This is a genomic window from Streptomyces iranensis (assembly GCF_017874715.1).
GTDB classification, from domain to species: domain Bacteria; phylum Actinomycetota; class Actinomycetes; order Streptomycetales; family Streptomycetaceae; genus Streptomyces; species Streptomyces iranensis.
In genome coordinates, this window is the sequence record NZ_JAGGLR010000007.1 from 196442 (window position 1) to 217067 (window position 20626).

18 protein-coding genes and 1 riboswitch are annotated in these 20626 nt (G+C 72.7%); of the genes, 11 read left to right on the forward strand and 7 right to left on the reverse strand.

The features are described 5' to 3' along the window. The first annotated feature begins 109 nt into the window (after nt 1-109). Both J2Z30_RS14490 and J2Z30_RS14495 read left to right on the forward strand, forming a co-directional pair. On the forward strand, nt 110-811 hold the full coding sequence (locus J2Z30_RS14490) for a glycoside hydrolase family 75 protein (RefSeq protein WP_044567870.1): 702 nt from the start codon (nt 110-112) through the stop codon (nt 809-811). 102 nt (nt 812-913) lie between these two features. Continuing rightward, nucleotides 914-1333, forward strand: a complete 420-nt coding sequence (locus tag J2Z30_RS14495) for an STAS domain-containing protein (protein ID WP_245387992.1) — start codon at nt 914-916, stop codon at nt 1331-1333. Here the strand turns inward: J2Z30_RS14495 and J2Z30_RS14500 are convergent. From J2Z30_RS14500 to J2Z30_RS14515, 4 genes are all read right to left on the reverse strand, one after another. Next, complete coding sequence (locus J2Z30_RS14500; protein ID WP_044567871.1) at nt 1232-2233, reverse strand: sigma-70 family RNA polymerase sigma factor; 1002 nt, start codon at nt 2231-2233, stop codon at nt 1232-1234. The two genes, J2Z30_RS14495 and J2Z30_RS14500, sit on opposite strands and share 102 nt — an antisense overlap. Nucleotides 2234-2356: 123 nt before the next feature. Then, nucleotides 2357-2596: a DUF6296 family protein gene (locus J2Z30_RS14505; protein WP_044567872.1), complete on the reverse strand. Its 240-nt coding sequence runs from the start codon at nt 2594-2596 to the stop codon at nt 2357-2359. Between the two features lie 92 nt (nt 2597-2688). After that, on the reverse strand, nt 2689-7191 hold the full coding sequence (locus J2Z30_RS14510; protein WP_044567873.1) for a cation-translocating P-type ATPase: 4503 nt from the start codon (nt 7189-7191) through the stop codon (nt 2689-2691). Between the two features lie 72 nt (nt 7192-7263). After that, nucleotides 7264-7587 (reverse strand): hypothetical protein, encoded by a 324-nt coding sequence (locus J2Z30_RS14515; protein ID WP_209468675.1) that lies wholly within the window; start codon nt 7585-7587, stop codon nt 7264-7266. Between J2Z30_RS14515 and J2Z30_RS14520 the strand changes: the two genes are divergently transcribed. The 6 genes from J2Z30_RS14520 (at nt 7586) to J2Z30_RS14545 (ending at nt 14107) form a co-directional block, all read left to right on the forward strand. Next, nucleotides 7586-8017 (forward strand): hypothetical protein, encoded by a 432-nt coding sequence (locus J2Z30_RS14520; RefSeq protein ID WP_209468676.1) that lies wholly within the window; start codon nt 7586-7588, stop codon nt 8015-8017. The two genes, J2Z30_RS14515 and J2Z30_RS14520, sit on opposite strands and share 2 nt — an antisense overlap. 297 nt (nt 8018-8314) lie before the next feature. Further along, nucleotides 8315-8935, forward strand: coding sequence for a LuxR C-terminal-related transcriptional regulator (locus J2Z30_RS14525; protein ID WP_052701196.1), 621 nt, complete (start codon nt 8315-8317; stop codon nt 8933-8935). A 221-nt stretch (nt 8936-9156) separates the two neighbouring features. Further along, on the forward strand, nt 9157-9996 hold the full coding sequence (locus tag J2Z30_RS14530) for a hypothetical protein (RefSeq protein ID WP_044567875.1): 840 nt from the start codon (nt 9157-9159) through the stop codon (nt 9994-9996). Further along, nucleotides 9993-10754 carry a two-component system response regulator CseB gene (gene cseB, locus J2Z30_RS14535; RefSeq protein WP_044567876.1) on the forward strand — a complete coding sequence of 254 codons (762 nt, stop codon included), beginning with the start codon at nt 9993-9995 and terminating at the stop codon, nt 10752-10754. Before J2Z30_RS14530 ends, cseB begins: the two co-directional genes overlap by 4 nt. A gap of 2 nt (nt 10755-10756) precedes the next feature. After that, the gene (locus J2Z30_RS14540) at nt 10757-12088 is read left to right on the forward strand and encodes a sensor histidine kinase (protein WP_044567877.1); all 1332 of its coding nucleotides are present in this window, start codon (nt 10757-10759) and stop codon (nt 12086-12088) included. A 138-nt stretch (nt 12089-12226) separates the two neighbouring features. After that, the gene (locus J2Z30_RS14545; protein ID WP_044567878.1) at nt 12227-14107 is read left to right on the forward strand and encodes a transglycosylase domain-containing protein; all 1881 of its coding nucleotides are present in this window, start codon (nt 12227-12229) and stop codon (nt 14105-14107) included. Here J2Z30_RS14545 and J2Z30_RS14550 read toward each other — a convergent pair. Together J2Z30_RS14550 and ctaD are read right to left on the reverse strand one after the other, a co-directional pair. Beyond that, complete coding sequence (locus J2Z30_RS14550) at nt 14094-14441, reverse strand: hypothetical protein (RefSeq protein ID WP_044567879.1); 348 nt, start codon at nt 14439-14441, stop codon at nt 14094-14096. The two genes, J2Z30_RS14545 and J2Z30_RS14550, sit on opposite strands and share 14 nt — an antisense overlap. 2 nt (nt 14442-14443) lie before the next feature. Further along, complete coding sequence (gene ctaD / locus J2Z30_RS14555; RefSeq protein WP_044567880.1) at nt 14444-16108, reverse strand: aa3-type cytochrome oxidase subunit I; 1665 nt, start codon at nt 16106-16108, stop codon at nt 14444-14446. A 104-nt stretch (nt 16109-16212) separates the two neighbouring features. On the opposite strand from ctaD, the gene J2Z30_RS14560 reads away from it, so the two are divergent. Both J2Z30_RS14560 and J2Z30_RS14565 read left to right on the forward strand, forming a co-directional pair. Beyond that, the gene (locus tag J2Z30_RS14560) at nt 16213-16800 is read left to right on the forward strand and encodes an RNA polymerase sigma factor (protein ID WP_044567881.1); all 588 of its coding nucleotides are present in this window, start codon (nt 16213-16215) and stop codon (nt 16798-16800) included. Then, nucleotides 16797-17780 carry a CU044_5270 family protein gene (locus J2Z30_RS14565; protein ID WP_044567882.1) on the forward strand — a complete coding sequence of 328 codons (984 nt, stop codon included), beginning with the start codon at nt 16797-16799 and terminating at the stop codon, nt 17778-17780. Before J2Z30_RS14560 ends, J2Z30_RS14565 begins: the two co-directional genes overlap by 4 nt. Nucleotides 17781-18074: 294 nt before the next feature. Here J2Z30_RS14565 and J2Z30_RS14570 read toward each other — a convergent pair whose 3' ends face one another. Further along, nucleotides 18075-18863, reverse strand: coding sequence for an Fpg/Nei family DNA glycosylase (locus J2Z30_RS14570; RefSeq protein WP_044567883.1), 789 nt, complete (start codon nt 18861-18863; stop codon nt 18075-18077). A gap of 85 nt (nt 18864-18948) precedes the next feature. Between J2Z30_RS14570 and J2Z30_RS14575 the strand changes: the two genes are divergently transcribed. Beyond that, nucleotides 18949-20094: a PP2C family protein-serine/threonine phosphatase gene (locus tag J2Z30_RS14575; RefSeq protein WP_044567884.1), complete on the forward strand. Its 1146-nt coding sequence runs from the start codon at nt 18949-18951 to the stop codon at nt 20092-20094. Nucleotides 20095-20221: 127 nt separating this feature from the next. Beyond that, a riboswitch (SAM riboswitch) is annotated at nt 20222-20368 on the forward strand. The last annotated feature ends 258 nt before the right edge of the window (nt 20369-20626 follow it).

Consider the following 20626-nt stretch of genomic DNA (forward strand, 5'->3'; position numbering starts at 1 on the left):
TACGCAGCAGCTTCCGCGGTGCAACGTATTGCGTATTGACATGAGCTTATCAACTCACCCAAGATGCCCCAGTCGAGGTTAGGAAAGGTTCCTAACAAAGGGGTGTCCTATGCGCAAGCGTTTCGCGTTCGTGATCGCCACGGCCGGTCTGCTGGCCGGCTCCGTCACCGCCGGCGCCCACGCCAACACCCGGGGCCCCGCGCCGGCCCCCGCGTCCACCAAGGAGGGCACGGTCACCGCGGCGCAGCTGCTCGCCAAGGTGCAGAGCTGTTCCCAGATATCCAGTGGCAAGTACCGCACCGACGAGGAGACATCGGCCACCATCCCGGTCTGCGGTGCCAATGGGGCGGTCTTCTGGAAGGCCGACATGGACGTCGACTGCGATGGCCAGGTGACCTCCCGGTGCAACGAGGACACCGATCCGTGGTTCCAGGACGACACCGCCTTCCACCAGTCCGACGGCAAGCCCCTCATCGCCGACAAGCTGCCGTATGTCGTGGTGCCGAGCCCGAGCTCCACCTGGGACTACCGGCAGGCCGGCATCAAGGGCGGCGGTGTGGTCGCGGTCATCTACAACAACAAGGTCGAGTACGCGGTGGTGGGCGACACCGGGCCGACGGCGATCATCGGTGAGGCGTCCTACGCCACGGCCAACGCGCTCGGCATCGACCCCGACCCGGAGACCGGCGGCGCCGAGTCGGGGGTGACGTACATCCTGTTCAAGAACTCCTCCGTCTCCCCCATCGAGAACCACGACAAGGCCGTGTCGGTCGGCGACGGCCTTGCGAAGCAGTTCGTCCAGAACAACTGACCCGCCATCGTCGGGGAGCGTGCGGCACAGCCGCGTGTTCCCCGATGATTTTTCCCGGGCCGGGCGGTCTGCACCGGTGAACGCCGCGACAGGAGGTGGACGTTGACCGGTCCCGAGCCCGAGAATCCGCCCATGCCGCCCCCGGCCGTGCTGGTGCTGGTCCACCCGGTCACCCGCGCCGAGGTGGCGCGGCTGTGCGAACGGCTGACCGCGCTGGCGCGGCGGGCCGGTCCGGGGCCGGTCACCGTGGACGTCGGCGGGGTGGGGCGGCCGGACCTGGCCGTGGTCGAGGCCCTGTCCCGGCTGCGGCTGACCGCCGGCCGGCTGGGGCGCGGGATCCAGCTCCGCAACGCCCGCGGCGAGCTGCGGCGGCTGCTCGCCTGGACGGGGCTGGACGAGGCCCTGACGACCCCCGCGACGTCAGGCCACGCCCTCGGGCCCGAGCCAGGCGGGGAGGCCGAACAGCGGGAAGAGGCGCTCGGTGTCCAGGAAGGAGTTGAGCCCGGTGATCCGGCCCCCTGATATCTCCAGGACCTGGAGCGCCCAGGGCTCATGGCGGCCGTCGAGGCCACCCGGGCGGTACTGGCCGAAGGCGGGCATGCCGTTGGCCACGGTCGGCACCAGACGGGAGCCGCGGCAGCCGATGCCATGGCCCAGCAGCCACTGGCGGATGTCCTCGTGGCCGCGCAGCCACAGCTCGTACGGCGGCATGGAGAGCGTGGCGTCCTCGTGCAGCAGGGCGGTGAGGGAGTCCAGGTCATAGCGCTCGAAGGCATCCACATAGCGGGCCAGCAGCGCGCGCTGCTCCTCGTCCAGCGGCTTGACCGGGTCGGAGTCGCTGACCTGGCTCGCGGCGAGGGTGGCTCGGGCGCGCTGCAGCGCGCTGTTGACCGACGCGACGGTGGTGCCCAGCAGCTCGGCGACCTCGCTCGCCTTCCAGGCCAGCACCTCGCGCAGGATCAGCACCGCCCGCTGGCGGGGCGCCAGATGCTGGAGCGCGGCGATGAACGCGAGCCGCACCGCGTCCCGCTGGGCCGCGACCTCGGCGGGGTCTCCCCTGTCCGGCAGCACCTGGCCGTCCGGGACCGGCCCGATCCAGGTGGCCTCCGGCTGCTCGGCGAGCGTGGCCGGGAACGGGGTGGCCGCGGAGGTCAGATCCATGGGCCGGGCGCGGCGCTTGCTCCCGCTGAGCATGTCCAGGCAGACATTGGTGGCGATGCGGTAGAGCCACGACCGCAGCGCGGACCGGCCCTCGAAGCGGTCCAGCCCCCGCCAGGCGCGCACCATCGTCTCCTGGACGGCGTCCTCGGCCTCGAAGGCCGAGCCCAGCATCCGATAGCAGTAACCGGTCAGCTGCGTGCGGTACGGCTCCAACCGGAGCTCGACACCGGCCGCGCCGTCCACCGCCGCCACATCACTCATCGCCGCACCTCGATCGCTTCGATCGCTCTTCGGACTCCCATCGGCGCCAAACCTAGCGGGCCCCACTGACAACGGCCCCGACCTGCGGAGACGACAGACGGCTCGGGGCGCCGGACGGGTGACTCAGGACACCGGGCGGGCACTGACCGCGGCGGCGTGCACCTGATGACCGCCGCTGGCGATCATGCGTACCTCCGCGCGGTCGCTGATCTCCGCCCGCACGATGCCGGTGTCGTCCACGTACACGGGGTGGCCGCCCGGACCGCTGCTCTCCGTGCGGTGCACCACCACGACGTCCTCGGCTCCCGGGTCCGGGGCGGCCGTATCCAGGAAGACCAGCTCATACCTCTCTCGGCTCCGCATCACGCCCTCCTCCGCACCGACCCGCCCCCGCCATCTCAAACCGGGACATTCAACACTATCGCTCGGGCCGGGCGGCGCAAGAGGTTCGGTTCTCACCGCGGTGCGGCGGCCGCCGGCCCGTCCGCGGCGTCCGTACGCTCCTCCGCCGCCTCCCCGGGCGGCGTCCTGTCGAGGTGCAGCATCGGCGCGAGGACGGGGCCGAACAGGGTGGCCACGGTGATGGAGCCCAGAGTGATGGCCCAGGCGAACGGGCCGAGCGGGGTGCAGCCGAAGAACTGGCTGACGCCCGGGGTCTGGATGATGGCGGCGAGCACCGCGGCGGAGCCCAGGCCGGCGATCAGGACGTGCCGGTCCAGGCCGCCCGTCGTCAGCGTCTGCGCCAGCTGGGTGCCGACCAGGGCGGCGAGCGCCACCGTACTGGCCCGGCGGCCCCGGCCGGTGACCCGGGCGCCGGTCCACGCCAGTCCGGCCCCGGCGGCCGTGATGACGCCCCGCAGCAGCATCTCCTTGGTGAGCGCCACGCCCAGCGAGCGGCTGGGGCCCTCCTTGAGCAGCCGTTCGCCGGTGTGCCCGGTGGGTTCGCGCACCGCGATGGCGAGCGCGGGCGCGAGGTCGGTCAGCAGGTTGACCAGCATGATCTGACGTGCGCTCAGGGGTGTGGTGCCGGTCAGGGCGGAGGCCGCCACGCTGAAGGTGACCTCGCCGAAGTTGCCGCCGATGAGGATGGCGAGGGCGGCCCGGACCGAGGCCCACATGGCGCGCCCCTCCATCAGGGCCGAGACGATGGTCTCCAGGCGGTCATCGGTGACGACCAGGTCCGCCGCGGCGGTCGCGGCGGGGGTGCCGCGCCGGCCGAGGGCGATCCCGACGTCCGCGAGCCGGATCGCGGGGGCGTCGTTGGCGCCGTCGCCGGTCATGGCCACCACCCGGCCGAGGCGCTGATACGCCTGGACGATGCGGACCTTGTGGTGCGGGCTGCACCGGGCGATCACGTCCACCGTGGGCAGCAGCTCGTCCAGCCGCTCGTCGTCCATCTCGTCCAGCTCCGGACCGGTGCTCACCTTGGGCTCGGGGACGTCCATGATGGTGGCCGCGATGGCGTCCGCGGTGGCGGGGTGGTCGCCGGTGAGCATCACCGTCTGCACGCCCGCCTCGCGCAGCCGCTCGGTGGCCGGGCCGGCGCTGGTGCGGACGGGGTCGGCGAGCGCGATGAAGCCGAGGAAGTCCAGGTCCCGCACGGTGTCGTCGGTAAGGTTCTCGCCCTCCCGCATCGGGCGCTCGGCCACCGCCAGCACCCGCCGCCCCGCTCCGGCCAGCTCCTCGGCGGCCTCGGCCAGCTTCTTGATGTCCTCCGCGTCCAGTGGGGTGGCCCGTCCGGTGCCCGGTGTGCGCCGCCGGACGACCCGCTCCAGGACGCCCTCGGGCGCTCCCTTGACGCTGAGCAGGGCGCCGTGCGGGGTGCGCCCGGCGGTGGCGTGGTAGGCGCGGGAGGGTTCGAAGGGCAGCGAGTCGGTACGGCGCCAGCGGGCCGCGCCGCGCCGCACCCCGACCCCGGCCCGGCGCGCCCCGACGCTCACCGCGCGGTCGGTCTGGTGCGCCATGGGCTCGGCCTGACGGGCCGGCGGGGTCGCGCGCAGGGCGGCGGCGAGCACGGCCTTACGGGGCGCGTCGAGCCGGTCGGCGGGGAGCGGGCCGCCGCCGTCGCTGACGGCCGCGAGCTGGAGGGTGCCCTCGGTGAGGGTCCCGGTCTTGTCGAAGCACAGCACGTCGGCGCGGCCGAGCGCCTCGATGGTGCGCGGATTGCGGACCAGGGCGCCGAGGTCGGCCAGTCGCCGGGCGGCGGCCAGCTGGGCGGCGTTGACCAGGAACGGAAGCCCCTCGGGGACGGACGCCACGGCGAGGTTGACGGCGGAGGCGAGGTTCTCGGTGGGCGGCAGGCCGTGCAGCAGCCCGGCGCCGGCGACCGCGGCGGCGGACCCGACCGCGATGGGCACGCTGGACCGGGTGAGCGCGGTCAGCCGGGCCTCGACACCGGTGACGGGGGCGGCCTGGCGGGCGGTGGCCAGGCTGCGGCCGACCTCGGTGGCCGGTCCAGTGGCCACGACGACGGCCACGGCCCGCCCCGCGGAGATCGTGGTGCCCTCGTAGAGCATCGAGCGGCGCTGGGTGATGTGGGCGGCGACGACCGGTGCCGGGGACTTTTGCACGGGAAGGGACTCGCCGGTCAGCGAGGACTCGTCGACCTCGAGCCCCTCGGCCTCCAGCACCCGGCAGTCGGCGGGCACCACGTCCTCCGGGCCCAGTACGACGATGTCGCCGGGGACCAGGTCCCCGGCGGTCACCAGGCGTTCCGTACCGCCCCTGCGGACCCGGGCGCCGATCGCCGACCGGGCGAACAGCTCGGAGAGCGCCCGCTCGGTCCTGACCCGCTGGAATCCGCCGACGAGCGCGGAGATGCCGGTGATGGCGGCCACCAGCGCGGCGTCGGTGCGCGAGCCCACGGCGGCGGCCAGGGCCGCCCCGGCGGCCAGGACGGGGGTGAGCGGGTTGGCGAGCTCCTCGATGAACGCGGCGGGCAGGGTGGTGCCGGTGGGCTCGCCCCGGCGCGGCCCCTGCGCGGTGCGGGACGCCGCCGCCTCCGGGGTCAGCCCGTCGGGCCCGGTCCGCAGCCGCTCCAGCACCCGGGGGACGGGCATCAGATGCCAGGGGGTGGTGGTCACCGGCGGGTCCATGGGGCGGGCGAGGAGTTGGCGCGCCCGCCAGTTGCCCAGGGCGAAGGCCAGGGTCCCCGCGGTGGTGCCCGACGCCGCGCCGCGCGCGGTGGCCTGGTCCGGGGGCGCCTGGAGGGCGGCCACCGCGCCGATGGCGCTGCCCCCGGCGGACAGCAGGGCGCTCTCCCGGTCGACCCGCGCGGCCACGCCGACGGCGTCCACGATGAGCCCGGCCGACTCCAGGTCCGCGCCGACGAGCAGATGGGCGCCCCAGGCGGGGGGCTCGCCGTCGCGGTGCACCCCGATGCCGCAGTCGGCGGCCCCCAGGGCCCGGCGGCTGCCGGAGAGCAGCAGCACCACGGCGCCGTCGGCCTGGAGGGAGCGTACGGAGGCCACCAGACGGCCGCCGGAGGGCACCACCGCGTCGGCGAAGGTGATGTCCGTGGGCTGCTGCCGGTCGGTGGCCAGGACGATGCGGGACCCCGCCCGCCGGGCGGCGGCCGCCACGGCCTCGGCGCCGGGCACGGTCTGCGGGGCGAGGCCCACCACCGCCTGGAGCTTGCTCCCCCGGGCCAGGCCGAGCACCCGCTCGCTGCCCCTGCGGCGGAGCCTCGCCGCGGTCTGCTGCCCGGTGCGGCCCGTCAGCTCCAGCGTGTCCAGGGCGCCGAGCACCCATCCGTTGCCGCGGCGGGTCTCCAGGGGCTCATCGGAGTCGAAGAGGTCGAAGAGCCGCCCGGCGGTCCGCTCGGGGTCGGCGCCGCCGAGGAGTTCCAGGTCGATGGGCTCGTAGCGGTCGCCGCGCAGCGCCGCCTCGTCCAGCACCACGGTGTCGACCTGGCCCAGCCGCCGCAGCGAGCTGCGATCCATGGCCAGGACGCCGCGCAGCGCCAGGAACCGGCCGAGGCTGGTCGCGAACCCCTCCCGGCCCGCCCCCGGCGCCTTGGGCACGGAGGAGAACCCGACGGCGAACCCGCGGCGCGGGCCGGCGAAGGGCGCGGTGAGGGCGCCGGCCACGGCCCCCGCGGCCATGGAGCGCTCCGCGAAGCGCTCCACGGCGTCCTTGGGGGACGGTCCGGGCCGCTCGACCACGATGGGCTCGGCCACCACGTCCTGGGGGCCGTGCACCAGGTGCGGCTCCATCGCGGCCCAGGCCCGGCCCTCCGCCTCCGCCTCCCGCCACAGGGCCATCCGCTGGATGAGGTCGAGCGCGAGCCCGCCGCCCCGGGTGGCCACGCCCTGGGTCAGCGCGCTCAGCACCGGCAGCGTCGCCTCGGTCGGCCGGCCCCGGGTGATGGCCAGGGCGAGGCGCCGCAGGCGGGGGTGGTTCTGGATGGCGGACATGGTGGCGGCCACCTCGGTGGGCAGCTTGAGCCAGGGGGCCAGGCGCAGGGCGGTGGCCACGCCCAGGCCCACCACGTCCGCTGCCACGACGGCCAGCGACTGGGCCTCCCTGGCGCCGCCGGAGGGGTGGCGCGGCTCGGGGGCCCATTCGTCGAACTCCTCGGTGGGCCCGACGGGCGCCTGGACCTCCGCGCGCTCGATCCGGGCGATCAGGTCCAGTTCGGACGGGGGCGGCTTGCCCACGGCCACCACGACCCGCTCGGAGGGCGCGTTCACCCGAGCCCACCCCACCCGCGGATGCTCCTCGAGCGCCCGCTCCACCCGGCGGGCCACCTGCTCGCCACCGATGCCGTGCACCCCGCGGACCTCGATGTAGTACCGCCCCGGGTAGGACCAGATGCCGCGCTCGGAGGGCCGGACCAGCCGTCCGACGGCTCCGGCGGCATCCCGCACGCCCGCGGCCACACCGCTCTTGATGGGCGCGAGCAGCAGCGAGGGCGGCAGGGACAGGCGCAGTGCTGACAGCGACGGCAGCGGTGACATCGAGGGACCTCCGCTCTCCGGGCGGCCTGCCCGGTTCATCACGATTACCCTGAAAAGGGAAGAAGATTCCGATCACCGTGTGGACGTGAGACCAGTGACCACTCCCGCTACTTCACGCAAGCGCAGTTCCCCGACCGCCGCGAAGAAGACGGCATCACCGGCGCGCGGCGGCAAGTCGACGACGAAGTCCCAGACCACGTCGGCCACCTCGAAGCCCTCGCAGGCCAAGTCGGCCACCTCGAAGCCGTCGCAGGCCAAGAGGACGACGAAGTCCACCAGGCCGTCGAAGACCACACAGCGGCAGCGGACGGCGAAGGCCGCGAAGGGCCCCATGGAGACATCGCGCAGCGACGGCAGGCGCCGCCTGACCGTCACGGTGCCCACGTTCAACGCCATGGGCCACGCCACGAAGGAGGGGTTCGACACCGTCGGCCACGCCACCAGGGAAACCCTCGACACCGTGGGCCACGCCACGATGGAGACCTTCGGGACGGTCGGCCACGCCACCACCCGCGCGACCGGTGGTGCGGCCAAGGTGGCGATGAAGCCGATCGAGATGGCCCGCCGGGTGCTGCCCGCCAAGGGCGGACTCCCGCTGTACGTGGGGCTCGGGGCACTGGGTGCCGTGGAGGTCATCGAATGGCCGGTGGCCCTCGGCATCGGGGTCGGTTACGCGGTGCTGCGCAAGGGCGGCATCATGGCCGAGCCGTCCGAGCAGCGCGGCACAGCCCGCGGCGGGGCTCGCACGGCGGGCCGCTCGAGTTCGAAGAGAGCCCGTTCCGGCAGCCGTTCGCAAACGCGTAGGTCCGCCAAGGCCGCGGCGTAACGCCTCGACCAGCGGCTTCGTGCCACATCGATTTCGTCCGCAAAACGGTCAAAAAACGGGCACAACTCTGTTGGAAACGGGCACCCCACAGTCACTGTAGCGTTGGTATACACCAGGAAGCGGGCCTAACACCCGTCACTGAATTCCCCCTGGGGTCCGGCGTATTGCGTGGCCGCGATGCGCCGACCCTCCGTCACCTGGGGGTTCACCCGAGACGGACTGACCACTCCGTCACGAACCGACCGAAAGCGGTGACTCCTCTTGGCCCTCCCCCACAGCGCTCAGAGTGCCCCTCGAATGCCCGGACAGGCAGTGTCCGCCGCCTCGCGGCACGCCACCGGAATGGCCACGCTCGCCCCCAACCTCCATGTGGTAGCCGGGGACGAGGACTTCTTCCGACACTTCGGCGCCTCGTCCGCCGAGTTGTGCGGCCGCAGCCTGTTCGACCTGCTGCACCCCAGCACCCCCTCCGTCCTGCGGGAACACTTCTCGCGGCTGCACGACGGGCGGCGCACCCGCTTCACCGAGCGCGTCCTCGGCTACCACGCGCGGGGCCAGGTGTTCTCGGGCAAGCTGACCGGCACGGCCATCCAGGGCCGGTCCGACCGGCTCGCGGCCATCGTCGTAATGGTCAAACCGGATGACGAACGACCAGAGGAGGAACCGACCCCCACCAGCCAGAAGCTGCTGTCGCCGCTGGAGGCCCGGATACTCGAGGGCGTGGCCACCGGCGCGTCGACCGTGCAGATGGCCGCCAAGCTCTATCTCAGCAGGCAGGGCGTCGAATACCACGTGGGATCCATGTTGCGGAAGATGAAGGCACCCAACCGGGCGGCCTTGGTCTCGCGCGCCTACGCGGCGGGCATGCTGACCGTCGGCACCTGGCCGGCCCGCGTTCGCCCGGAATTCATCAAGTGACGCACGTCATGTGACGCCGCGTCACACGGAACAGGCCCGGGGCAGTGCCGCCCCGGGCCTGTCGTCTTCGGCGGCCCGGCAGATACGCCATGACTCCCGCGGCCCGGCCGACACCTCACGGGTCCCGCGGCCCGGCCGACACCTCACGGGCCCCGCGATCCGGCCGATACCTCACGGGTCCCGCGTGGCACACCTCTGTCGCTCAGTAGGCTGAGACGGCCATGCGTTCACTCCCCACCGGATCGCGCACCGCGCGACGACGCCCCCGCCCCAGGCTCCCCCGCGCCCTCCTGCCCGCCGTGGTGGCCGCCTGCGCCGCCGTGACCGCCGCGGGGTGCGCGGCCCAGGCGGGGGTGCGGGACGACGGCGCGGCGCCCTCGCTCTCGGCACCGGCCAGCGCGGTTCCGCTGTGGCCCCGGTACACCCCCCCGGCCGTGACCACGCCCCGCGAGAAGTCCGACTTCGCCCGCTATCTGCCGGTGGACAAGGTCAAGGTGCCCTCGGGCGGACTGGCCGCCCTGTCCGCGAAGAACCTGCTGCTCCACGACCCCAATGTGCCGTCGGTGATACAGAAGGAGGTCTCCCTGTGCCCGGACGGCAGCCGCTGCCCGCTGCGGGACACCGCCCACCCCGATCTGACCGGTGACGGCCGGGACGAACTGGTGGTGGCGGCCGATCTGCCGGCGTTCGAACGGACGCTGCTCCAGGTCTACACCGCCTCGGGCCGCACGGTCCGCCCCGTGCTGATCTACTGGGGCCCGCCCGGACTCACCGGCGAAACCTTCGGCCGCGATCTGCTGATCTCCGCGATCGGCGGGGACGGCCGGGTCACCACCCGCTTCCGCTGGAACGGCACCGTCATGGCGGCCGTGACGCCCGATGGCGGCACGGCCACCCGGACCCCCGTCCCGGAGGACGGCGCGGCCACCCGGCCCCCGGCCCCGGGGGAGGGCGCGGCCGCCCGGACCGCCGACCCCGGCGCCGCACCGGAGGCCGTGCCGAGCAGCACCGGCACGGCCGCGGACACGGGTACCCGTACGGAGACGAGGACGACGCGATGACCACCGCCTTCACCCCGCCCGGCCCGAGCTCCCCGACCGAGGCGCATCTGCTGCTCGTCGAGGACGACGAGGTGATCCGCAATACGGTGCGGATGGCCCTGGAGCGGTACGGCTTCACCGTGTCCACCGCGGGCGACGGCCTCACCGGGCTGGAGATCTTCCGGGAGAGACAGCCCGATCTGCTGCTGCTGGATGTGATGCTGCCCGAGCTGGACGGCATCGGACTGTGCCGCAGGGTCCGCGAGTTCAGCCTGGCGCCGATCCTGATGATGTCCGCGCGCGGTGACTCCCTGGACGTGGTCTCCGGTCTCGAGGCGGGCGCCGACGACTATGTGGTCAAGCCGTGCGAGAGCGCGGTCCTGGTGGCCCGTATCCGCTCGCTGCTGCGCCGCGCCTCCTTCACCCCCGTGGCCCGCGCCTCGCGCGCCGAGGCGCGCGGCGGGGCTCCGGAGGGGGACGGCGCGGCCGGTCCGGACACCCTCGTCTTCGGCGATCTGACCATCGACACCCTCGGCATGGAGGTGCGCCGGGCGGGAGAGCCGCTGGCCCTGACCCCCACCGAACTGCGGATGCTGCTGGAGTTCGCCGGCTCGCCCGGTGTGGTGCTGGAGCGCCGTACGCTGCTCAGCCGGGTCTGGGACCACGCGTGGCAGGGCGACACCCGTGTGGTCGACCTCCATGTGCAGCGGCTGCGGGCCAAGATAGGCGCCGAACGGATCGAGACGGTCCGCGGCTTCGGCTACAAGTTGCGGCGCTGACGATGACGCTGAGATGGCGGATCGTCGCCCTGGTGGCGGCGGCGACCTGTGCCGCCGCGGCCGCGGTGGGGGTGCTGGTGCACCACGCCTCGCGCGATCGCGAACTGTCCCAGGCACGCGACGGGGCCCGGACCACGCTCGACCGCGCGGCGGTCATCTACGCCCGCACCGGCGCCGTCCAGGGCTCCGGGGCGGTGCTGGACGCGCCCGGACTCCCCGGGGATCTGCGGCGCCTGGTGGAAAAGGGCCATCAGGGCACCGAGTTCACCACCGGTCCGGGCGGACCCGCGATGTGGGCGGCCCGGCCCGCCGATGACCAAGTCCTGTCCGTACGCCTCGACGTGAGCACCGCGATGCGCGACATCGGCGCGCTGGACACCAACATCATCCTGGCCGGGCTGATGACCACCGCCGTGGTGCTGCCGCTGGGCGTGCTGACCGCCGAGCGGATGAGCCGGCGGCTGCGACTGGCGGCGGCCACCGCGCGGCGGATCGCGGCCGGGGACCTGGACGCCCGGATCTCCCCCGCCGCCCGCCCGCACGACGAGATCGCCGAGATCTCCGGGGCCGTGGACTCGATGGCCGCCGCGCTGCAGGAGCGGCTGCTCGACGAGCAGCGGTTCACCGCCGATGTGGCGCATGAGCTGCGTACTCCGCTGATGGGTCTGGTCACCGCCGCCGAACTGCTGCCGCCGGGTGAGGCGGCCGGGTATGTACGCGACCGGGTGCGGGTGCTGAGCACGCTGGTCGAGGAGCTGCTGGAGATCTCCCGGCTGGACGCGGGGGCGGAGGAGGCCGATCTGTCCCCCTGCCCCCTGGGGCCGGTGCTCGAGGAGGCCATCGCGGGCACCGGGCTGTCGGCACGGCTGCGGACCGGCGCGGCGGAGGACACCGGCCAGGAGGACACCGGGCAGCAGAACACCGGGCAGCAGGACGGCGAGGACACCAGGCAGCAGGACGTCACGGACGGCCCGAAGGTGTGGACGGACCCCCGCAGGCTGACCCGTATCGTCGCCAATCTCGTGGTCAACGCCCACCGTCACGGCCGCGAACCGGTCGAGGTGACGGTGGCGGCGGACGGCCGGACCGTGACGGTCCGCGACCACGGCACCGGCTTTCCGGACGATCTGCTGGAGAAGGGCCCGCAGCGGTTCCGCACCGGGGTCCGGGAGCGGGGCCGGGGCCATGGCCTCGGGCTGACCATCGCGGTCGGCCAGGCTCAGGTCATCGGCGCCACGCTGGAGTTCGGCAACGCACCGGACGGCGGCGCGGTCGCCACCCTGCGCCTGCCCGAGCAGCCCGAACGGCCGGAGCCCGGACCGATACACGGCTGATACACCGTCGAGCGGAAGTCGAGACCCGGCCGAGCCCCCGCCGAGACCGCTCGTTGCGGTTCCGAAGATCTTCCCTGAGGAGGATGGCGCCGACCCGCGCGAACCCTCGCGGCCGGGATCGACGGAGGAGCAATCGGCATGGCAGGTCCCCTGACGGCACTACGCGTACGGTTCACACCGGACTCGGAGCAGACGCCGCGGGACACCAGACCCCCCGGCCGGCGGCGCGGAGCGAGAGGGCGCGGCAGGCGGAAGCGCACCGGCATCCGGCGGTTCTTCACGTGGCGGAAGCTGCTGGCCTATCTGGCCGCCCTGTTGGCCCTGCTGATCGGGGCGTTCACGGTGCTCTACTACTCGATCGACATCCCCAGGGCCAACGCGCAGGCGAAGGCGCAGAGCAACGTCTACAAGTTCAGCGACGGCACGATCCTCGCCCGCACCGGCGAGATCAACCGCGAGATGGTCACCCTCGACCGGGTGCCCACCGGTGTGCAGCACGCGTTCGTGGCGGCCGAGAACAAGTCCTTCTACAAGGACTCCGGCGTGGACCCGATGGGCATCCTGCGGGGGCTGGTCAACACCGTGACGGGCAAGGGCACTCAGGGCGGCTCGACCATCACCCAGCAGTACGTCAAGAACTACTACCTGAGCCAGGAGCAGACCGCCACCCGCAAGATCAAGGAGCTGGTCATCTCCCTCAAGGTCGACCAGCGCAACTCCAAGGAGGACATCCTCGCGGGGTATCTGAACACCAGCTACTTCGGCCGCGTCGCCTACGGCGTCCAGGCCGCCGCCCGCGCGTACTACGACAAGGACGTGGACGACCTCACCGTCGAGCAGGGCGCGTACCTCGCGGCGCTGGTGCAGGCCCCCAGCCAGTACGACTGGGCCGTCGCGAGCCCCAAGGCGAAGCGCCTGGTCACCCGGCGCTGGAACTACGTGCTGGACAACATGGTGGACATGCACTGGCTGGACCCCGCGGAGCGGAAGCGGATGCGCTTCCCCGTGCCGGTGGCCCCCGAGCCCGCCCCCGGCCTCGGCGGCCAGGCCGGGTATCTCGTGGAGGCGGCCCGCAATGAGCTGATCGCCTCGGGCGTCAGCGAGCAGGAGCTCGCCGCGGGCGGCTGGACCATCACCCTCAACGTCGATCCGGCCAAACAGCGGGCGCTGGAAGAGACGATGCACCAGGGCCTCGACGGCTCCGCCAAGGGCAAGCGGGCCCGTGCGGACGCGGCCGCCACCCAGGGCGGCGCGGTCTCGGTGGACCCGAGGAACGGGCGGATCGTCGCGCTCTACGGCGGCCGGGACTACACCCGGCACTATCTGTCCAACGCGACCCGCGGCGACTACCAGGTGGGCCCCGTCTTCGAACCGGTCACCACCGCCTCGTCCCTGGACGCCAAGATGCGGGACGGGGCCACCGCCGGCGGGTTGCCGGAGGTCAAGCGCACCGCCGGGGCGCTGGGCATGGACACCGACGGCGGCGGCTTCGCCACCAAGGAGTCGGTCGGGCTGGGGCTGATGGGTTCGAGCCCGCTGCGGATGGCCGGTGTCTACGCCTCGTTCGACCACCAGGGCAAGCGGGTCACCCCGAGCATCGTGAAGTCCGCCCGGCGCGGCGACGAGACGGCCGGGCCGCCGAAGGCGGTGGGCGACCAGGCGATCGCCCCCGCGGCCGCCCAGCTGATCACCCGCGGCCTCATCGAGGACGGCGGAGCGACCGCGGTACGCGCCGTCAAACGGCCCTCGGCGGGCAAGGGCGGGGTCTCCGACGACAAGAGGGCGGCCTGGTACGTCGGTTACACCCCGGACCTGGTCACCGCGGTCGCCCTCTTCGGCGAGGACGCCAAGAAGCGGAAGCAGATCCCCTTGAAGAACGCCCGTGTCCAGCGGGTCGCCGAGCTCTGGAGCCACTACACCGGCCAGGCGCTGGGCGACGCGCCCCCGGCCTGGTTCGACTTCGGCCCCGGGTCGGGGGCGGTTCCGGTCCCGACCGAGACGGGGCCTACCGCACGGTGAGGGCGGCGGCGACGCCGCCGGCGAGGGCCGCGGCCCCGAGGAGGCAGGCCAGCAGCAGCCGGCGGCGCAGCGTCCGGTAGACCTCCTGGTACTCCGCCCGCAGCTCCTCGCAGCGCCGCACCACGGTGCGCAGGGTCTGCTCGGTGACGGCCAGCTGGTCCTGGATGTAGACCCGCTCGACCTCCGCCCGCTGGGCGGAGGTCAGCCAGTCGAGCCGACCGGTGAGGCGGCGGGCCCGCTCCCGGGCCGCGTCCCGCTCGCCCTGCAGCAGCAGATAGCCCTCGATCTGGTTGATACCGGCGGCGATACCGGGGGGCTCGGCGGCTCTGGCCATACTCACGCCACACTCTCCTTCTGGCCGACATCGGGATGGTGCAGATCGAACGCGGGCGATTCGGAACGGATCTTCGGCAGGCTGACGAAGTTATGGCGCGGCGGCGGGCAGGAGGTCGCCCATTCCAGCGAACGTCCATAGCCCCAGGGATCGTCGGTGACGATCTTCTCGCCGTACTTGGCAGTCTTCCAGACGTTGTAGAGGAACGGCAGGAACGACAGGCCGAGGACGAAGGAGCTGATGGTCGAGATGGTGTTCAGGGTGGTGAAGCCGTCGGCCGCCAGATAGTCGGGAATTCTGCGCAGCATTCCTTCGGCGCCGAGCCAGTGCTGCACCAGGAACGTGCCGTGGAAGCCGAGGAAGAGGGTCCAGAAGGTGATCTTTCCCAGCCGTTCGTCGAGCATCTTGCCGGTGAACTTGGGCCACCAGAAGTGGAATCCGGCGAACATGGCGAAGACCACGGTGCCGAAGATGACGTAGTGGAAGTGGGCGACCACGAAGTAGGTGTCCGAGACATGGAAGTCCATCGGCGGCGAGGCCAGGATCACACCGGTCAGACCGCCGAAGACGAAGGTGATCAGGAAGCCGACCGCCCAGAGCATCGGGGTCTCGAAGCTCAGCGACCCCTGCCACATCGTGCCGATCCAGTTGAAGAACTTGATGCCGGTCGGCACCGCGATCAGGAACGTCATGAAGGAGAAGAACGGCAGCAGCACACCGCCGGTGACATACATGTGGTGCGCCCAGACGGTGACCGAAAGGCCGGCGATGGAAATCGTCGCCGCGATGAGCGAGATATAGCCGAACATCGGCTTCCGGGAGAACACCGGAATGACCTCGGAGATGATGCCGAAGAACGGCAGCGCGATGATATAGACCTCGGGATGGCCGAAGAACCAGAAGAGATGCTGCCAGAGCAGCGCCCCGCCATTGGCCGCGTCGAAGACATGCGCCCCGAATTGGCGGTCCGCCTCCAGGGCGAACAGCGCCGCCGCGAGCACCGGAAAGGCCAGCAGCACCAGCACACCGGTCAGCAGCACGTTCCAGGTGAAGATCGGCATGCGGAACATCGTCATGCCCGGAGCGCGCATACAGATGATCGTGGTGATGAAGTTGACCGAGCCGAGGATGGTGCCGAAGCCGGAGAGGGCCAGACCCATGATCCACATATCCGCGCCGACACCGGGTGAGCGGACCGCGTCCGACAGCGGGGAGTAGGCGAACCAGCCGAAGTCGGCCGCGCCCTGCGGGGTCAGGAACCCGCCCACCGCAATCAGCGAGCCGAAGAGATACAGCCAGTACGCCAGCATGTTCAGCCGCGGGAACGCCACATCGGGCGCACCGATCTGCAGCGGCATGATCCAGTTGGCGAACCCCGCGAACAGCGGGGTGGCGAACATCAGCAGCATGATCGTGCCATGCATGGTGAACGCCTGGTTGAACTGCTCGTTCGACATGATCTGCGTACCCGGGCGGGCCAGCTCGGCGCGCATCAGCAGCGCCATCACCCCGCCGATACAGAAGAAGGCGAACGAGGTGATCAGGTAGAGCGTGCCGATCGTCTTGTGATCGGTGGTGGTCAGCCACTTCACGGCCGTGGCCCCCGGCCCGGGGCGGCGCGACGGCGGGGCGGCCGGCGCCGCCGCGACAACGGTGTTGTTCCTCATGACCGCTAGGTGTCCGGCACCCCGTGGATCGTCACTCCGACGGCCGGTCAGGATTGCCCGCCGCGAGGTGTGATGATCTGTGGTGTGCCGGACACCTTCGGATCATGAGCACCGACGACGCCTTCGACGCCGCCTACCGTGAGCATTACTGGGCGGTCAGCCGTTTTGTGGCACGGCGGCTGGACGACCAGGCATGGGACGTCGAGGAAGTGGTCGCCGAGGTCTTCGCGGTGGCCTGGCGGCGCCGGGCCGAACTGCCCGAGTCGCCGCTGCCGTGGCTGTACGGGGTGGCCCGGCACTGCCTGGCCAACACGGTGCGCGGCAAGGGCCGTTACCGCAGACTGCTGCTCAAACTGGGCCACCACGAGGTGACGCGCGGCGCGCGCACCGTGGCGAGCCCGGACGCGGAGCGGCCGGGCTCCTGGGTGCTGGAGGCGCTGTCCCGGCTCGCCGAGGCCGACCAGGAGGTGCTGCGGCTGACGGCGTGGGAGGAGCTGACCGTCGAGGAGCTCAGCACCGTGCTGGGGTGCGGCCGGTCCGCCGCGGCGATGCGGCTGCACCGGGCGCGGCAGCGGCTGCGGGAGCAGATAGAGACCCTGCGCCGGGACGACCGGGTCTCGCTGGGGTGCACGAGCGGCAGGGGCGACAGGTCCCAGAGGGCTGACAGGGCCGGCAAGGATGGACACGCATGACCGACGAACTGGATCTGCTCCGCGAGGCCGACCCCGTGTCCGCCGACACCGGCCCCTGGCGGGACCGGCCGCTGGACGCGCGGGCCGAGCTGCTGCTGCGGCGGCTGCCGTCCCGGGACCGGCGGCGCCGTACCGTCCGGCGGCGCGCGGTCTGGAGCCTGGGGGCCGCGGCGGCCGCGACGGTCGTCGCCCTGGCGCTGACCGTCTCGGGCACCGGCTCCTCCCCCGCCGTGGCCGCGCCCAGGCCACTGCCGCTGGTGGCGCATGCCTCCCGGGCGGACGTATCGATCGCCGAGATCGCCCGGCGGGCGCGGGCGGCGGCCGAGGAGTCCCCGGGGAAGAGCGAGCGGGGCAGCCATTTCCAGAGCTGGGCGCTGAGCATGAAATCGGGCGAGGACGCGGTGACGCTGCCCCGGGAGTCGCTGACCCGCTGGAACGCGGACGGCAGCGGTTCCACGCTGGAGGTGGCCACCGATCCGCGCCATCCGGGCCGCCCGGTGATCGAGGACGGTCCCCCGCCGCGTACGGTCCACGACGGCAAGGTGCTGAGCGAGGAGCGCTATCCGCCCGGTATCAACGGCGCCAACCAGAGCTACTTCGAGGACCCCCCGGCCGGTGCCTCCGCGCTGCGCGAGTATCTCGCCGTCTGGTCCCCGGGCGCCGACCGCGACCCGGAAGAGCTGCTCTCGGCCATCGGGTCCTTCCGCACGGTGTGGACCCCGGGACCGCGCCAGAGGGCGGACATCGTCACCCTGCTCTCCGGGCTCGAGGGGCTCCGCCCGGCGGGCGAGGTCACCGACCGGCTCGGCCGGGAGGGGCAGGGATTCCGGTTCACCGGCACCCCCGGCAGCCGTTACCTGATCGTCCTCGACCCGGACGACGGCGGGGTGCTGGACATCGAGGAGACCTTCAGCCGGGACGATCCCGAGTACCGGGTGAAGGCGGGCGACGTGATGTCCTACACGGCCTACATCCCCTGACCACCGGCCACGTCGGGAGGGCCGGGCGGGACGCCACGTCGGGAGGGCCGGGCGCGACGCCACGTCGGGAGGGGCGGGCGCGACGCCACGTCGGGAGGGGCGGGCGGGACGCGGGGTCGCGGGCGGTGCACGAGTGCGCTGGCGGCGCCGACGAAGCACGAATGCGCGGGCGGGGCGCAGGTGGCGCCGACGGGGCACGAATGCGCGGGCGGGGCGCAGGTGGCGCCGACGGGGCACGGGTGCGCGGGCGGGGCGCAGGTGGCGCCGACGGGGTACGGGGGGCCCGGTCGGCCGTCAGGCGGCCTCCTGTTGGCAGTGGGGGCACCACAGGCTGGTCCGCCCCGCGATCCGGCCGCGGCGCAGCGGATTGCCGCAGCGGGGGCAGTGCGGATCCGGATCGTCGCGCTGCCCGGTGAGCCAGTCCGGGTCGTCCGGCACCCGCCCCGCCCGTACCGAGGCGCGCAGCACCTCGCGCAGCGCGCTGTGGAGCCCATCGCGCTCGTCGTCGGTCAGCGCGTTCACCGGCCGCCGCGGATGGATCCGGGCGTGCCACAGAATCTCGTCGCCGAGCAGATTGCCGAGTCCGGCGATCACGGCCTGGTCGGTCAGGGTGGCCTTGACGCGTCCGCGCCGCCCCTCCAGCAGCCGGTCCAGATCGGCCCGGCTCAGCGAGAGCGCGTCCGGGCCCTGATCGCCGATGATCCGGTCGATGTCGTCGTCGGTGGCGGCGAGCCAGATGCCCTGGAGTTTGCGCTGGTCCTCATAGCCGAGGCGGTGGCCGTCGTCGAGGTCGAAGGCGACGCGCTGGAACCGGCCGGCCGGTTCGGAGTCCGCCCCGCAGACCAGCCGCCCGGTCATGCCGAAGTGGAGCACGACGGTGGGCCCGTCGGTGGGGGCGATCAGCCACTTGCCGTGGCGGCGCGGTGCCGCGAAGCGGCGGCCCTTGAGGTCGCGCTTCAGCCGCTGCGCGGTCACCCCGTGCAGTACCCCCGGATCGGCCACCTCCGCCCGCTCGACGCGGTGGCCCTGGGCGCAGGAGGCGAGCGTCCGCCGGAACCCCTCGACGTCCGGAAGCTCGGGCATAGCGTCAGGCTACGCCCGGGGCTTCCGTAGCGCGTTGTGGAGAGCACCCCCGTTCGGGGGTCTTCATCGGATAAAGTACCCAATTATGCGATTCATGCGCGCCGCCCCGGGGGTGAGCGGTCGCAGCCAGACGCTGTTCGCGATCACACGGTGTCTGCCGTTCCTGGTCCTGGCCGCGGTATTCAGCATCGAGCTCTCCCCCGCGCACACCCTCTACACCGGCCCCCTGCTCTCCCCGGCGCCGGCGCTGGCGGCGGTGACCATGGGGCCGGTCGGCACCGTCGGGGTGGCGGTGCTGGCGGGCGTGGTCAGCGCGATCACCGCCATCCACAACGACGCCTGGGGCACCCCGCAGGTGTACACGAATCTGCTGGCCCTGCTGGTGGTGGCGGTGGCGAGCGTGGCGACCAGCGCGGTGCGGGTGCGCCGGGACCGCGAGCTGGCCCATATCCGCCGGATCGCCGAGGTGTCGCAGAACGTGGTGCTGCGGCCGCTGCCCGCCCGGATGGGCGTGGTGAACACCGCCAGCGTCTATCTGGCGGCCGAGCGCGGTGCGCAGATCGGCGGGGACCTCTACGAGGCGATGTGCACCCGCTACGGAGTGCGGCTGATCGTCGGCGATGTGCGGGGAAAGGGGCTGGCCGCGGTGCGGTCCGCCGCGGCCGTCGTGGGCGCGTTCCGGGAGGCGGTGCACTACGAGCAGGACCTCGCCGAGGTGATGCACCGCTGTGCGGCCGCGCTGGCGCGCGAGTACGAGCTGCTGGACCGCTCCCAGCTACAGGATCCGCAGGAGCTGGAGGAGCAGTTCGTGACCGTGCTCCTCGCCCAGGTGACGGACGAGTCGCTGATCCAGCTGATCAACCGCGGCCATCCGCCGCCCCTGGTGATGCGCGAGCGCGAAGTGCGCTCCCTGGACCCGGCGCGCCCGCTGCCGCCGCTCGGCCTCGAGGAGTTCCTCGGCCCGGCCGCGATCGGCGTCGAGACCTTTCCGTTCCTGCCCGGTGACCGGCTGTTGCTGCACACCGACGGGGTGGTCGAGGCCCGCAACAACGACAACGAGTTCTTTCCGCTGCACCGGACCATGGAGACGCTGGACCGCGCCACCCCGTCCGAGTACCTGGACGGGCTGCGCCACGCCCTGGTCCGGCACACCGAGGGACGGCTGGCGGACGACGCGGCCATGGTCCTCATCGAGCGGGACATCGGCGGCCCGGACCGGCCGTTCCGCTGAGCCGGTCGCGCCACCGCCGAGCCGGTCGCGCCAGGGCGCCGCCGTACATCCGCCGTACCGTCCGCCGGTGTTGGCCGCCTGGGCATGGGTTGACGCCCTCGCGGAGCGCGACGACACTGTCAGGGACGGTCACGATTGTCAGCGCCCACCGTGCGGAACCCCCGCTCAGATGGGTCATCGGCCCCGGCTCGTTGACAGGCAACCCTTCTCCCGCGACGGGGTGCCCCCGGGTGACGACCAGGTTCCGTCGGTGTGGACGGGACAAGCGCGGTCTCGCTGCCTCGCGAGCCCCCGATGATGGGATCGGTGGAGATGCCCAGGACCGACAGCCACGGGGACGGCGCACGTCGGCGTCCCCGTCCGTTGTCCCCGCTCCGCCCGCTCCGCCGGCTCCACCTCCTGACCAGACGGCTGCACATCGATCTGCTGCGCATCTGCAGCGCCTCCAGTCCAGCTCTCTGAGTCGGCCCGAGCCGACACGGTCACCGAGCGCGGTCCCGCGCGCCGGGGGTCGGGTGTTTCCCGGCACCGT

Excerpts from the sequence above, each read along its gene's own strand:
- J2Z30_RS14490 (WP_044567870.1), top strand. The coding sequence starts at position 110 with ATGCGCAAGCGTTTCGCGTTCGTGATCGCCACGGCCGGTCTGCTGGCC.
- ctaD (WP_044567880.1), bottom strand. The coding sequence starts at position 16,108 with ATGAGGAACAACACCGTTGTCGCGGCGGCGCCGGCCGCCCCGCCGTCG.
- J2Z30_RS14500 (WP_044567871.1), bottom strand. The coding sequence starts at position 2,233 with ATGAGTGATGTGGCGGCGGTGGACGGCGCGGCCGGTGTCGAGCTCCGG.
- J2Z30_RS14560 (WP_044567881.1), top strand. The coding sequence starts at position 16,213 with ATGAGCACCGACGACGCCTTCGACGCCGCCTACCGTGAGCATTACTGG.
- J2Z30_RS14550 (WP_044567879.1), bottom strand. The coding sequence starts at position 14,441 with ATGGCCAGAGCCGCCGAGCCCCCCGGTATCGCCGCCGGTATCAACCAG.
- J2Z30_RS14565 (WP_044567882.1), top strand. The coding sequence starts at position 16,797 with ATGACCGACGAACTGGATCTGCTCCGCGAGGCCGACCCCGTGTCCGCC.
- J2Z30_RS14505 (WP_044567872.1), bottom strand. The coding sequence starts at position 2,596 with ATGCGGAGCCGAGAGAGGTATGAGCTGGTCTTCCTGGATACGGCCGCC.
- J2Z30_RS14545 (WP_044567878.1), top strand. The coding sequence starts at position 12,227 with ATGGCAGGTCCCCTGACGGCACTACGCGTACGGTTCACACCGGACTCG.
- J2Z30_RS14515 (WP_209468675.1), bottom strand. The coding sequence starts at position 7,587 with ATGGCGTTGAACGTGGGCACCGTGACGGTCAGGCGGCGCCTGCCGTCG.
- cseB (WP_044567876.1), top strand. The coding sequence starts at position 9,993 with ATGACCACCGCCTTCACCCCGCCCGGCCCGAGCTCCCCGACCGAGGCG.
- J2Z30_RS14530 (WP_044567875.1), top strand. The coding sequence starts at position 9,157 with ATGCGTTCACTCCCCACCGGATCGCGCACCGCGCGACGACGCCCCCGC.
- J2Z30_RS14510 (WP_044567873.1), bottom strand. The coding sequence starts at position 7,191 with ATGTCACCGCTGCCGTCGCTGTCAGCACTGCGCCTGTCCCTGCCGCCC.
- J2Z30_RS14525 (WP_052701196.1), top strand. The coding sequence starts at position 8,315 with ATGCCCGGACAGGCAGTGTCCGCCGCCTCGCGGCACGCCACCGGAATG.
- J2Z30_RS14520 (WP_209468676.1), top strand. The coding sequence starts at position 7,586 with ATGGGCCACGCCACGAAGGAGGGGTTCGACACCGTCGGCCACGCCACC.
- J2Z30_RS14575 (WP_044567884.1), top strand. The coding sequence starts at position 18,949 with ATGCGATTCATGCGCGCCGCCCCGGGGGTGAGCGGTCGCAGCCAGACG.
- J2Z30_RS14540 (WP_044567877.1), top strand. The coding sequence starts at position 10,757 with ATGACGCTGAGATGGCGGATCGTCGCCCTGGTGGCGGCGGCGACCTGT.
- J2Z30_RS14570 (WP_044567883.1), bottom strand. The coding sequence starts at position 18,863 with ATGCCCGAGCTTCCGGACGTCGAGGGGTTCCGGCGGACGCTCGCCTCC.